This window comes from Nesterenkonia sp. K-15-9-6 (assembly GCF_052656005.1).
This window is the reverse complement of the sequence record NZ_JBQYEY010000006.1, coordinates 86,043-98,730: the sequence shown is the minus strand read 5'-3', so window position 1 is coordinate 98,730 and position 12,688 is coordinate 86,043. Positions and strand designations below refer to the sequence as shown.

Below are 12,688 nucleotides of genomic sequence, written 5' to 3'. Positions count from 1 at the left end.
CGCCGCGCGGTGGATGCCATACGCCCCGGCGCCGTCGCTCCGGAGGGGGACGCCCCGAGCAGGACACATGCCGCCGTCGTGTCACTGCCTGCGGGCATACTGGGTCCATGTCACTCACCTCGCACCCCCGACGCTTCCTCGGCCTGAGCGTGGTGGCCGCCGGAACCCTGGCGCTGCTCACCGGCTGCGGAGACGAGACGACCGGCCCCGAATCCCAGGCTGAGGCCCTGGCTGCCGCCCTGCAGAGCGGGGACTTCACCGAGGTGGCCGTGCGCACCGAGGCCGGAGCCCAGGAGCTCGCCGACGCCGTGGCCACCCTCCATGACCCCTTCGGCGAGCTGAGCCCGGAGGTCAGCGTCTCAGAGATCACCGTCGACGAGCCTCACGAGGACTCGCCCCGGCCGGCCACCGCGGTCGTCGAACTGAACCATTCCTGGGACCTCGACGAGATCGGCGTCGAGGACCAGACCTGGAGCTATGACACCCAGGCAGAGCTGACCTACAGCGCTGAAGCGGACCAGTGGCGTCTGGAGCCCGACACCGAGGTGGTGCTGCCCGACTTCACCGGCCAGGAGGGCATCGGGATCTCCACCGTGCCCGCCGAACGGGGCCGCATCATGGACGACGACGGCCGAGCCATGGTCTACAACCGGGACGTGGTGCGCATCGGCATCGACAAGTCCCAGCTCGCCGAAGGAGACGACGCCGCCGATGAGGACACCCAGCGGGAGGCCGCCGAGGAGCTGGCCGAGGTGCTCGGCATCGACGCCGAGAGCTACGCTGACCGGGTGGTGGCCTACGGGGACCAGGCCTTCGTGGAGGCGATCGTCCACCGCCGGGACTCCGACGAGGTCACCGCCGCGGACCTCGAGGGCATCCCCGGCGTGACCATCGTGGACGATCAGCTGCCGCTGGCGGAGTCCCGCGACTTCGCCCCCCTGCTGCTGGGCCGGGTGGGGCCGGTCACCGCCGAGCACCTGGAGGAGGACCCCAGCCTCAGCGCCGGCGACCAGATCGGCACCTCGGGCCTGCAGGCCGCCTTCGAGGACACGCTGCGCGGATCGCCGGGCATGCGGATCCACAGGGACGGTGAGACGCTGTTCTCCACGGACCCGGTCAACGGTGAGGACCTGGACACCACGCTCGTCCCACGCCTGCAGAACCTCGCCCAGAACATCGTCGACGGCGTGGACGAGGACGTGACCGCCTCGATGGTCGCCCTGCGCCCCTCCGACGGCGGCATCCTCGCCGCGGCCAGCCACGACCCGGAGGACTCCTGGGTCTCCACCGCCACGCAGTCCACCTATGCGCCCGGCTCCAGCTTCAAGGTGGTCTCCTCACTGGCGATGCTGCGTGACGGCCTCTCCCCCGACTCCACCGTGCAGTGCCCAGCCTCCGCCCGAGTGCACGGTCAGGTGTTCCGCAACTACGTCGGGTTCCCCACCGAATACACCGGCTCGGTGGAGTTCACCGAGGCCGTGGCGACCTCCTGCAACACACTGTTCGTCAACGCCTGGGACGAGGTCACCTCCGCCGAGCTGCAGCAGGCCGCCTATGACCTCGGCCTGGACGACGAGTCGCAGCACATCGGCCTGGCCAGCAGCTTCGGCACCGTGCCGGACGACTCGGAGCTGAACCTGCATGCGGCCAACCTCTTCGGCCAGGGGGTCGTGGAGGCCTCTTCCCTGGGGATGGCCACCGTGGCCGCCTCAGTGGCCGCCGGCGAGACGGTCCACCCGCACCTGGTGAAGCCGGCGGACTCCGAGGAGGCCGGCGAAGAGAACGACGAGGGCGCTTCGGACGCCGAATCCGGGCTGACCGAGGAGGAGGCCGAGGACCTGCGGGAGCTGATGCACGGCACGGTCGAGTTCGGCACGCTGGACGGACTGATCGACGTGCCCGGGGAGCACGTCTACGCCAAGACCGGCACCGCTCAGGCCGGGGCCGGAGACGACATGTACGCCCACACCTGGGTCATCGCCTTCCAGGGTGACCTGGCGGTGGCGATCTTCGTGGACGAGGGCGAGTACGGCTCCTCCACCAACGGGCCGCTGCTGCAGGAGTTCCTCACCGGCGCTGCCGAGATCCTGGACTGAGGGCGAGGATCGCCCTCAGCCGGTCGCATGCGCCGCCTCAGCCCACCCGGCGGCCGCACCACCCCGGGGGCTCCTCGGCGTGGACCCGGATGGCGGCGGACACGTCCTCGGGGAAGCCCACGGTGCCACTGGCGGCCTGATCCACGTGGAGTCCGAGGATCTCTTCGGTGGCCACCAGCTCTGCGCCGGAGTGCATCTCATGGGCCAGGTGGAGCTTCTTGGGGCCCTCCCCGACCACCCGGGTGCGCACCGTCAGGGGCGCCCCCAAGCCGACCTCGCGCAGGTACCGCACATGGGCCTCCACGGTGTAGAGCGAGCAGCCGCTCGCCTCCCGGTAGGCGGGCCCCATGCCGAGGCGCTCCATCGCCTGGTCGGTGGCGTATCCGAAGACCAGCACGTAGAAGGCCTCGGACATATGCCCGTTGTAGTCGATCCACTCGGGGGCCACCTGGGTCTCATAGACCGGCAGCGCGGCGCTCGTCATGATGCCCCCTGCCCTGCATCACCCAGCAGCTGAGCGTCACCCAGCGGCTGAGCGTCACCCGGCGGCTGGGCGCTGCCGAGCAGACGACGGATGGCGATGATGCCGGCGTCGCGCTCGGCCACCAGCTCCGCGACGCTGCGGCCTGCACTGGCCTCGTCACATCCCGCCACCACGCCGGCGCGCAGCTCCTCGGTCAGCTCGGGCGCCTCCAGCCGGGTCCACGGGGACTTCAAGGACGGGCCGAAGTGGTCGAGCATGTGCGCCATGCCGCCCTCCCCTCCGGCGAGGTGGAAGGTCAGCATGGGCCCGTGCATCGGCCAGCGCAGGCCCGGACCGTCCTTGATGGACCGGTCGATCTGCTCCACGGTGGCCTCGCCGTTGTCCACCATGTGCAGCGCCTCGCGCCACAAGGCCTCCTGCAGCCGGTTGGCGATGAACCCGGGCACCTCGCGGTCCATCCGGATCACCGACTTGCCCGACGCGGTGTAGAACTCCGCGGCCCAGTCCACCACCTCGGAGGCGGTGCCCTCCCCGCCGACCACCTCCACCAGCGGGATCAGGTAGGGCGGATTGAACGGGTGGCCCACCACGAAACGCTCCGGGCGGACCACCTCGGCGGCCATGTCCGTCATCCCGAATCCGGAGGTGGAGGAGCCGATCACGACATCGGGCGCGGTCACCGCATCCAGGTCCGCCAGCAGCCGACGCTTCAGGGCGAGGTCTTCTGGGGCGGACTCCTGGACGAAGCCGACGCCGTCGACGACCTCGGCCAGGTCGGTGTGCACGCTCCAGGCGTGCCGGTCCGCGCCGTCGAGCATGTCCAGCTGCTCCAGGGCCGGCCAGGCGGCGCCGATGAGCCGGCCCAGGCGTTCCTCGGCGTCCGGGGCGGGGTCCCAGACCTTCACCCGATGGCCGCGGGCCAGAAAGTAGGCGGCCCACCCGCCCCCGATGGTGCCGGCGCCCACACAGGCGATGGTGCCGACGTCGTCGATGCTGCGCAGCGCCGGGGCCATGCTCAGGCCCCCTTCCCTGCGGAGGGGATCTGAACCGTCAGGTCCAGGATCTCGCGTGCCTCGTCCGGGGTGGCGACCCGCTCGCCCAGGGACTCGACGATCCCCACGGCACGTTCGGTCAGCTGAGCGTTGGTGGCCTTGACCCCCTTGGACAGGTACAGGTTGTCCTCCAGGCCGACGCGGACGTGGCCGCCGGCGAGCACGGAGCGGGCGGCCCACGGCAGCTGGTTCCGGCCCAGGGCGAAGGAGGTGAACTCAGCACCCTCGGGAAGCATGTCCACCATGGTCCGCAGCAGGCGCGGGTCGGCCGGGGCCCCATAGGGGATCCCCATGCACAGCTGGTACAGGGGCGGCGGATCGATCAGCCCCTCCTCCACCATGACGTTGGCGAACCACAGGTTCCCGGTGTCGAAGATCTCCATCTCCGGCGTCACGCCGAGCTCCTGGATCCTCGCCGCCCCCTCACGGAGCATGTCCGGGGTGGAGACGTAGAGGCTGCTGCCCTCGCCGAAGTTCAGCGAGCCGCAGTCGATCGTGCAGATCTCCGGGCGCAGCTCCTCCACATGCGGGAGGCGTTCGATCGCGTTGACCAGGTCGGTGCCGTCGAGCTGGTCGGTGGGCCGCTGCGGGTCGATGACCAGGTCTCCGCCCATCCCGGCGGTGAGATTGAGGACGGGGTCGACGTCGGACTCCCGGACGATCCGCACCACCTCGCGGTAGTGGGCCACGTCGCGGGAGCCCTGGGTGGTCTCCGGGTCGCGGACGTGGATGTGGACGATGGACGCGCCGGCCCGTGCGGCGGCGATCGCGTCGGCGGCGATCTGCTCCGGGGTGACCGGGACGTGCTCGCTGCGGCCGGCGGTGTCGCCGGCGCCGGTGAGCGCGCAGGTGAGGATGACGGGACGTGACATGGGAGGGGTTCCTCTCGTGATGGGGTCTGTGGGGCGCGGGCTCAGACGCCGGCCGGCGGCGATCCCTGCGAGGACGGCACCGGGCGCTCCACCGGAAGATCCGTGGACGGCAGCTCCACCTCCGGAAGCTCCACGTCCGGCAGCTCCACGTCCGGCAGCAGGATGCGTCGCCGCAGGTGGTCGCGGACGCGGCGCTGCATGGTCTCCTCGGTGATCACTCCGGTGAGCACCTGGACCCCCAGCCCGTCCACCAGCGCGGTGAGCTCTCCGGTGAGCTCCTCACTGGGGCCCGAGTGGAACACTCCGGCCTGCTGACCGGCGGCGACGGCGGCGCGGACGGTCTCCGACCAGCGTCGGTAGATCTCCACGTACTCCTGGTCTCGGCCGCCGTCGAGGGCCACCCGGTTCCAGGACTGCAGCCAGATGGACCAGTCGAGCCGACCGGCCTCACCGTGCGGGGACTGCATCTCCAGCAGCCTCCACAGCCGCTCCACGGGATCCTCGACGCCGGTCAGCCGGGCGATCTGCCGGTCATAGGCCAGCTTCACCGAATGGTTCAACGCCATGGCGAACAGGTCGGGTTTGGTCGGGAAGTAGTAGTGCACAGTGGCGCTGGAGACGCCTGCGGCGGCTGCGATGTCACTGACGCGGACCGCCTCGAAGCCCTTCTGCGCGAAGAGCCCCCAGGCCGCCTCGATGATCTCCCGGCGACGGCGAGCCTGCTCCGGGGTGACCGGCGAGGCCCCTCCGGGGTCGGCATCAGGCGGGGTCACGGAGACGGGAGCCTCGCCGGGCGCAGAGCCCATCAGGGAGCTGACGGCCACGCCGGTCACCCGGGCCAGCGCGACGATCTCGTCGTCGGTGAACCGCCGCTGGCCTGAGAGCGACTTGGAGAGCTTGGTCTCGTCCATCCTCATCTCGGCGGCCACCTGTCGCTGGGAGCGTCCGCTGGCGCGGATGGCACGTCGCATGCGGTCGGCGGACGGGCGGCCCGTCGTCGTGGGGGACATGCGGCTCAGCGTACTGAGCCTCTCCCAAGAATCGCAAGTCTCCTGACTTTCGATCAGAATTTGCGATATGCTCGGCCTCGGCGCCTCGTGGCGACGCCCGCCTCGGCCACGGACTGCGGCCCGCTGACCCCTGAGTCGGCGGGGAACAGTCCGTTACGATGGCGTGTCGTCGTCATGCCGCGAAACGGCCCGGAGCACCCCACTCCACCAGCCCGCGGCAGCACCTGCACCCGAACAGAGAGCCTGAGACCGTGTCCCCTGAGAGCCAGCAGCCCGAGCAGACCGCCGCCCGGAGCCACATGCGCCACCCGCTGTCCTTCGTGCGCCGCAGCAACCGGCTGACCCCGCGTCGCCAGCGCGCCTGGGACGCCGCCCTCGGCCAGGAGCTCCTGGACATCCCGCACGGCGAGCGCGACACCGCCGTCGCCGACGACTTCCGCATCGAGTGGAAGGCCGAGTTCGGCCGTGACGCGGAGCTGATCGTCGAGATCGGCACCGGGTCCGGGGAGGCGATCGCCCACGCGGCGGCACAAGCCCCGGAGAAGAACTTCCTGGCCGTCGAGGTCTACCGCCCCGGCGTCGCGCAGCTGGTCAGCCGGCTGCGCCGGGAGGGCCTGCGCAATGTGCGGGTCGCCAATGTGGACGCCACCGAGGTCCTGGACAAGCTCCTCCCCGAGGATTCGGTGTCCGAAGTGTGGGTGTTCTTTCCCGACCCCTGGCACAAGAAGAAGCACACCAAACGCCGCCTCGTCCAGGACTCCTTCGTGGAGAAGATCGCCCGCGTGCTGCCCGACGGCGGCCTCTGGCGGCTGGCCACCGACTGGTCCGGCTACGCGGTCCAGATGCGCGACACGATCTCCGCCTCCCCCGCATTCACCAATGTCCACGCCGGCCAGCGCGCCGGCGAGGAGTCCCCGCTGACCGCCGTCCGCCTGGAGGACCTCGACACCCGCAGCATGGGCAAGACTCCCGAACCGCTCCCCCTGGACCAGGCCATCGACGACGTCGGCGGCTGGGCACCGCGATTCGACGGCCGCATCCAGACCGACTTCGAGACCAAGGCGCTGAAGGCCGGGCGGAGGATCTTCGACCTGACCTTCGTCCGCACCCCGGTGAGCTGACCCGGGCTCCGCCCGGCGGGGGATCGCGACCGGACGTCCGCCCGGCGTCCGGCAGGCTGAGCGCATCCACGGCACCACGGCACCACGGCACCACGGCACCACGGCCCGACCAGACCTTTCCGCGAGACGAGACCTGTACCCGAGAGACAAGGTGTGATCAGCATGGCTGACTCTCAGCCACCCCATCCTCGCCGCGACGGCGAGTCCCAGCCCGACGACGGCGCGCCCGCACAGGAGTCCGGGAGCGGCGCCGACGCCTCATCCAGCGAGGCCCGCCGCTCCCCGACGCCGAAGGCCGCCGTGGCCGCCGGAGCCGCCACCCGGAAGGCCGGGGCCGCGCTGCACCGGCTGAACGTCTATTCCCAGGGGGAATACCCGCACAACATCCACCCGGCGCTGGTGCCAGGCATCGGCATCGACGAGCAGCGGCGCCGGTACTCGGTGGACCGGGTGGTGTTCCTGATCGCCGGCCTGCTGACCGTGGCCTTCGTGATCTGGGGCGTGAGCAGCCCGTCCCACGTGGCCGAGGTCGCCGGGAACACGTTCGGCTGGACCATGGAGAACCTGGGCTGGCTGTTCAACGTGGTCGCCATCGTGGTGCTGATCTTCCTGCTGTGCCTGGCCTTCTCCAAGTACGGACGGATCCCGCTGGGCAAGGACGGGGAGAAGCCCGAGTTCTCCACGTTCTCCTGGACCGCCATGCTCTTCGCCGCGGGCATCGGCATCGGAGTGCTGTTCTTCGGCCCTTCGGAGCCGCTGACCTACTTCCACTCGCCGGCCCCGCTGACCAATGAGGCTGAGACGGTCGAGGCGCTGCACGGCGCCATGGCACAGACCTACTACCACTGGGGCGTGCACGCCTGGGCCATGTACGCCCTGGTGGGCGGCGCCGTCGCCTATGCGGCCTACCGCCGCGGCCGCGTGCCCCTGATGTCCTCGATCTTCCGCAACCTCTTCGGGCAGAGCCAGACCGAGGGCCTGGCCGGGAAGCTGATCGACATCTTCGCGATCATCGCCACCCTGTTCGGCACCGCCGCCTCGCTCGGCATCGCGGCCATGCAGATCGGCCAGGGGTGGACCATCGTCTCCGGCGCCGAGGTCACCAACACGCTGCTGATCATCGTCATCGCGCTGCTGACCGTCGGCTTCGTGCTCTCCGCGGTCTCCGGGGTCGCCCGAGGCATCCGTTACCTGTCCAACATCAACATCGTGCTGACCATCGGCATCATCTCGCTGGTGTTCCTCCTCGGCCCCACCCTCTTCCTGCTGAACCTGGTGCCCTCCTCCTTCGTGGAGTACTTCGGCTCCCTGTTCGAGATGATGGGCCGCTCGGCCTCCTGGGGTCAGGAGACCATGGACTTCCAGTCCGCCTGGACGGTGTTCTACTGGGCCTGGTGGATCTCCTGGTCGCCCTTCGTCGGGGTCTTCATCGCCCGCATCTCCCGGGGTCGCACCATCCGCCAGTTCATCCTGGGCGTCATCCTGATCCCCAGCTCCCTGCTGTTCGTGGCCTACGGGATCATGGGCGGAACCTCCATCTGGATGTACCGGGAGGGCCTGGAGGGCTTCAACGACGAGATGCCCGCCGCCGAGGTGCTGTTCACGATCATCGACCACCTGCCGTATGTGGAGTGGCTGCCGGCGGTCATCATGGTGGTGCTGGCGATCTTCTTCATCACCTCCGCCGACTCCGCCTCCGTGGTGATGGGCATCTTCTCCACCCGCGGCGACCTGAACCCGCGGAAGTCCGTGGTGGTCTTCTGGGGACTGGTGATGACCGGCGTCGCCGTCGTCATGCTGCTCACCGGCGGGGACACCGCCCTGCAGGGGCTGCAGTCCCTGGTGACGGTCACGGCGGTGCCCTTCGCCGTGATCATGCTGCTGATCATGATCGCGTGGCTGCGCGACGTGCGCACCGACCCGCGGGCCCTGCGCACCAAGTACGCGGAGAAGGCGCTGCGGGATGCGGTGATCGACGGCGTCGACCGCTACGGCGACGACTTCACCCTGCAGGTGGCACCCACCGAGCCGGGGCTGGGCGCCGGCGCCGGGGTGGATTCGGAGGACGACATGTACACCGAGTGGTACCAGCGCACCGACGAGAACGGCGACCCGATCGGCTACGACTTCACCACCGGGACGTGGGAGGACGGCTGGACGCCGGAGGAGGACGAGGACTGGCACGGGGACATGGAGAACTACTCCCCGGCGACGTCGTTGGCGACCTCCTCGATCCCGGTGGTCTCAGCCGAGGCAGCGAGCGACGGTCAGGCTCCGAACGGCGCCGAGGGCGACGGCGGCACGGCCAGCTCCGAGGCCGTCGAGCCCGAGGAGGACCCGGCGCCGCAGCGCTGAGCTCGGCGACTCAGGCATCCGGTGGGGAGTTCCTCGAGGTGCATCGCGCTGATCTGCGCGGCGACCTCGAGGAATTCCCCACCGGAGGGCCCACCACAGGCAGAGATAGTTCGTTTACCGAATCACCACCTTCTGACTAGACTGGCGCGATCTGCAAGGTCGTCACGCCGGAAGGCCCCTGGACCCCGGGGCCGGCGGAAGGGAATCGCCATGTCAGAGCCCAGCACCGTCACCCCGACCCGCCGCTCCCGCAGATCGCGCAGCGCCGGCGATCGCCCCGGGTTCCTGGTCCGGGCGCTGCGGGTCGTCGAACGCATCGGCAACCTGCTGCCACACCCGTTCTGGCTGTTCATCATCCTCGCGGTGGTCGTGGTAGTGCTCTCCGCCATCCTGGAGGCCCTGGGAGTGGGTGCGGAGAACCCGGCCGACGGCGAGCAGATCGCCGTGCAGAGCCTGCTCACACCGGAGGGCTTCCAGCGCATGGTCACCGATGCGGTGGAGAACTTCGTGACGTTCCCGCCGCTGGGTCTGATCATCACCGTGATGCTGGGCGTCGCAGTGGCTGAGGGATCGGGTCTGATCAGCGCGGCCATCCGGGTGGTGGTCTCCCGGGTCTCGCGCCGTTGGTTGACCTTCACCGTCGCCCTGGCCGGAGTGACCGGATCCGTGGCCTCGGACGCCATCTACGTCATCCTGATCCCGTTGGCGGCCGCGGCGTTCAAGGCCAGCGGCCGCTCCGCGGTGCTGGGCGCCGTCGTCGCCTTCGGCTCGGCCTCCGCGGGCTACAACGCGTCCCTGCTGATCACCGCCAGCGATCCCCTGCTGGCCGGGATCTCGACCTCGGCGGCCCAGCTGATCGACCCGGACCATGTGGTCTCCCCGGTGGCCAACTACTTCTTCTCCGCGGCCTCCGCCGTGGTGCTCGCCCTGGTGGTCACGCTGGTCACCGAGCTGCTGCTGGTCCGGATGACCGAGCGGATGAAGCACGAGGAGGACGCCACCGGCGGAGCGGCCACCGCCGTGCTGGCGGCTGGCAGGGACCTTGACGACGGCGGCCGCGGCGAGGCGATCACCGATGAGGTCTCCCTGCTGACCTACACCCGCCGAGAGGTTGCGGCGCTGCGCGCGTCCCTGCTGGCGCTGGCAGGCTTCCTGGCGGTGTACTTCTCCCTGCTCCTGCTGCCCGGCTCGCCGTTCCAGGCCGAGAGCGGGGACGTGCTCGACTCCCCGCTGCTGACCGACATCGCCGTGCCGATCGCGCTGGCCTTCCTGGCGGTGGGCATCACCTACGGGGTCGCAGCTGGCACCATCACCCGCCCGCGGGACATCCCGGAGCTGATGGGACGCTCCATCAAGGAGCTCTCCGGCGTGGTGGTGCTGTTCTTCGCGGCCGCCCAGTTCATCGCCTACTTCAGCTGGTCGAACATCGGGATGGTGCTGGCCATCGAGGGCGCCCACCTGCTGGAGCGGTTGGACCTGCCCGTGGTGGTGATGTTCGCCGGCGTCGTGCTGCTGGTCGCGCTGTTCAACCTGACCATCACCTCGGGGTCCGCGCAGTACACCCTCATGGCCCCGGTCCTGGTGCCCATGCTCATGCTGGTGGGCACCTCCCCGGAGGTCACTCAGATGCTGTTCCGCATCGGGGACTCCCCCACCAACATCATCTCCCCGATGAGCCCCTACTTCGCCCTGGTGCTGGGGTATCTGCAGCGGTACTACCCGAAGGCCGGCATCGGCACCCTGGTGTCCCTGACGCTGCCGGTCTCCGTGGCGCTGCTGTGCGCCTGGTTCCTGTTCTTCGTGCTGTGGTGGGCCCTCGGGATCCCGCTCGGGCCCGGAGTGCCGGTGCGCTGAGGAGACGACCATGACCAGGAGAGACAGGACCCCGATGGAGAGGACCCCGATGGAGAGCACCCCGACGACGTCTGCCCGCCCCGACGCCGTGGCCGGCATCCCGATGCCGGCGCTGCGGAACCACGCCGCCGCCCACCAGGAGCAGCTCCTGGAGGACCTGCGGCGCATCGTGCACGCGGAGACGCCCAGCCATGACAAGGCGCTGCTCGACGCCGGGCTGGAGGAGATCCGCACCCTGGCGGTGGAACGACTCGGCGAACCCCTGGCCGAGGCCCGCACCGACGGCGGCGTCCACGGCGACGTGCTGGATCTGCGGTGGCCGGGACGCGACGTCGACGGCGGCGAGATCACGGAGCTGGAGAGCTCCGTGCTCTCGGTGTGCCACTACGACACAGTCTGGCCAGCCGGCACGATCACCGGCTGGCCCCTGACCGCCGAGGGCGACCGCCTCACCGGCCCGGGCGTGCTGGACATGAAGTTCGGCATCGTCCAGACCCTCTGGGCGGTGCGTGCGCTGCGCGAGCTCGGAGTGCCGCATGCCCCGCTGCGGCTGCTGCTCACCGGCGATGAGGAGATCGGTTCGACCGCGGGGCGCCCGGCGATCGAGGCCGCCGCGGCGCAGTCCGCGCTGACACTGGTGCCGGAGCCCAGTGCGGCCGGTCAGCCCAAGGACCGCCGCAAGGGCATGGTCTTCGCGGACCTGACCGTGCACGGCGTGCAGGCCCATGCCGGGTTGGAGCCGGAGAAGGGGGCCAGTGCGGTGCACGCGCTGGCCGCCGTCGTGCCCGACATCGTCGCCCTGGCCTCCCCGGATCACGGGACCACCGTCACCGTGGGCACCTTCCACGGGGGCACCAGCCGCAATGTGGTGGCCGGTCAGGCCACCTGCCAGGTGGATGTGCGCGTGACCGAAGCGGCCGAGCAGGACCGGGTGGCCGAGGGTCTGCGCGCCCTGCGGCTGCCGGAGCCCCATGCCGCCGACCCTCGGCTGCTACTGGAGATCGCGGTGGATGCCAATCGGCCCCCGATGAATCCGACCCCGGCCTCCCGGGCCGCCATGGCCCGGGTGGAGCGCCTGGCCGCAGGTCTGGGGCGGAGGATCACCCCGGCCGCGGTGGGCGGAGCCTCCGACGCGAACTTCGTCTCCGCCCTGGGGCTACCGGTCCTCGACGGCCTCGGTGCCGTCGGCGAAGGGCCGCATGCGGTCCATGAGCACATCCTGGTCTCGGAGATCGCGCCGCAGACGGCGCTGCTGGCGGGACTGCTCGCCGACGTCGCCGCCCGCCCCTGACCCCTCCTGACGCACAGATCACCGCTCGACGGGGTGTGCGGGACAGAGTGTGCGGGGCGGGTGTGCGGGGCGGATGCTCGGGCAACACACCCGGTCAGCGGCGGCGCGGGTCCCAGAGCACCAGCGCCTGGGTGCTGGTGCGGGCCCGGCGGCCTCGGGCCACCGTGACCACGTCGCCGTGCGGGCCGACGGCGAAGACCCGTGGCTTGGTGGAGTGCCGTTCAGCCTCGCGGAGTTCGTAGCGCAGCTCCTCCACGGTCTCCTCGAGCTCCTCCACCCGGTTCTGCAGCTCGATGATCCGCCGGATGCCCTCCAGGGAGACGCCCTCCTGGGAGAGCTGCTGGATCTGCCGGAGCTGTTCGATGTCATAGGGCGAGTACCGACGGTGCCGGCCGCCCTGGCGCCGCGGGGTGACCAGGCCGATGCGGTCGTACTGGCGCAGCGTCTGCGGGTGCATGTCCGCCAGCTCGGCGGCCACGGAGATGACGAACAGCGGAGCATGCCGGTGCTCCGCCTCGATCAGCCGCGGGTCCTCCCCGCCGATCTCGGAGCG

At 70.4% G+C, this 12,688-nt stretch carries 10 protein-coding genes; 5 read left to right on the top strand and 5 right to left on the bottom strand.

Annotation, left to right across the window (positions count from 1 at the left end):
- Window positions 1-107: 107 nt before the first annotated feature.
- Window positions 108-2,096, top strand: coding sequence for a penicillin-binding transpeptidase domain-containing protein (locus SD455_RS05730; protein WP_311025258.1), 1,989 nt, complete (start codon window positions 108-110; stop codon window positions 2,094-2,096).
- Between the two features lie 37 nt (window positions 2,097-2,133).
- Here the strand turns inward: SD455_RS05730 and SD455_RS05725 are convergent, their stop codons facing one another.
- The 4 genes from SD455_RS05725 to SD455_RS05710 are packed head-to-tail and all read right to left on the bottom strand — an operon-like array spanning window position 2,134 to window position 5,514.
- Window positions 2,134-2,580, bottom strand: a complete 447-nt coding sequence (locus SD455_RS05725; RefSeq protein WP_445507499.1) for a thioesterase family protein — start codon at window positions 2,578-2,580, stop codon at window positions 2,134-2,136.
- Window positions 2,577-3,593: a 3-hydroxyacyl-CoA dehydrogenase NAD-binding domain-containing protein gene (locus SD455_RS05720; protein ID WP_445507498.1), complete on the bottom strand. Its 1,017-nt coding sequence runs from the start codon at window positions 3,591-3,593 to the stop codon at window positions 2,577-2,579. Before SD455_RS05720 ends, SD455_RS05725 begins: the two co-directional genes overlap by 4 nt.
- Before the next feature lie 2 nt (window positions 3,594-3,595).
- On the bottom strand, window positions 3,596-4,504 hold the full coding sequence (locus SD455_RS05715; protein WP_445507497.1) for a 3-keto-5-aminohexanoate cleavage protein: 909 nt from the start codon (window positions 4,502-4,504) through the stop codon (window positions 3,596-3,598).
- 41 nt (window positions 4,505-4,545) lie between these two features.
- Entirely contained in the window at window positions 4,546-5,514 is a 969-nt protein-coding gene (locus tag SD455_RS05710; protein WP_445507496.1) for a TetR family transcriptional regulator C-terminal domain-containing protein, read from the bottom strand.
- 251 nt (window positions 5,515-5,765) lie between these two features.
- Between SD455_RS05710 and trmB the strand changes: the two genes are divergently transcribed.
- The 4 genes from trmB (at window position 5,766) to SD455_RS05690 (ending at window position 12,135) form a co-directional block, all read left to right on the top strand.
- Window positions 5,766-6,635 carry a tRNA (guanosine(46)-N7)-methyltransferase TrmB gene (trmB, locus tag SD455_RS05705; protein ID WP_445507495.1) on the top strand — a complete coding sequence of 290 codons (870 nt, stop codon included), beginning with the start codon at window positions 5,766-5,768 and terminating at the stop codon, window positions 6,633-6,635.
- Window positions 6,636-6,797: 162 nt separating this feature from the next.
- Entirely contained in the window at window positions 6,798-8,990 is a 2,193-nt protein-coding gene (locus SD455_RS05700; RefSeq protein ID WP_445507494.1) for a BCCT family transporter, read from the top strand.
- Window positions 8,991-9,200: 210 nt separating this feature from the next.
- Window positions 9,201-10,844: an AbgT family transporter gene (locus SD455_RS05695; protein ID WP_170922610.1), complete on the top strand. Its 1,644-nt coding sequence runs from the start codon at window positions 9,201-9,203 to the stop codon at window positions 10,842-10,844.
- A 10-nt stretch (window positions 10,845-10,854) separates the two neighbouring features.
- Window positions 10,855-12,135 carry a M20/M25/M40 family metallo-hydrolase gene (locus SD455_RS05690; protein WP_445507493.1) on the top strand — a complete coding sequence of 427 codons (1,281 nt, stop codon included), beginning with the start codon at window positions 10,855-10,857 and terminating at the stop codon, window positions 12,133-12,135.
- Window positions 12,136-12,229: 94 nt separating this feature from the next.
- Here the strand turns inward: SD455_RS05690 and SD455_RS05685 are convergent, their stop codons facing one another.
- Window positions 12,230-12,658 carry a heat shock protein transcriptional repressor HspR gene (locus SD455_RS05685; protein WP_311025303.1) on the bottom strand — a complete coding sequence of 143 codons (429 nt, stop codon included), beginning with the start codon at window positions 12,656-12,658 and terminating at the stop codon, window positions 12,230-12,232.
- Window positions 12,659-12,688: the final 30 nt, after the last annotated feature.

What these genes read in the sequence shown, in the direction of transcription:
- SD455_RS05695 (WP_170922610.1), top strand. Translation starts at nt 9,201, where the DNA reads ATGTCAGAGCCCAGCACCGTCACCCCGACCCGCCGCTCCCGCAGATCG.
- SD455_RS05690 (WP_445507493.1), top strand. Translation starts at nt 10,855, where the DNA reads ATGACCAGGAGAGACAGGACCCCGATGGAGAGGACCCCGATGGAGAGC.
- SD455_RS05720 (WP_445507498.1), bottom strand. Translation starts at nt 3,593, where the DNA reads ATGGCCCCGGCGCTGCGCAGCATCGACGACGTCGGCACCATCGCCTGT.
- SD455_RS05725 (WP_445507499.1), bottom strand. Translation starts at nt 2,580, where the DNA reads ATGACGAGCGCCGCGCTGCCGGTCTATGAGACCCAGGTGGCCCCCGAG.
- SD455_RS05715 (WP_445507497.1), bottom strand. Translation starts at nt 4,504, where the DNA reads ATGTCACGTCCCGTCATCCTCACCTGCGCGCTCACCGGCGCCGGCGAC.
- SD455_RS05700 (WP_445507494.1), top strand. Translation starts at nt 6,798, where the DNA reads ATGGCTGACTCTCAGCCACCCCATCCTCGCCGCGACGGCGAGTCCCAG.
- SD455_RS05710 (WP_445507496.1), bottom strand. Translation starts at nt 5,514, where the DNA reads ATGTCCCCCACGACGACGGGCCGCCCGTCCGCCGACCGCATGCGACGT.
- SD455_RS05730 (WP_311025258.1), top strand. Translation starts at nt 108, where the DNA reads ATGTCACTCACCTCGCACCCCCGACGCTTCCTCGGCCTGAGCGTGGTG.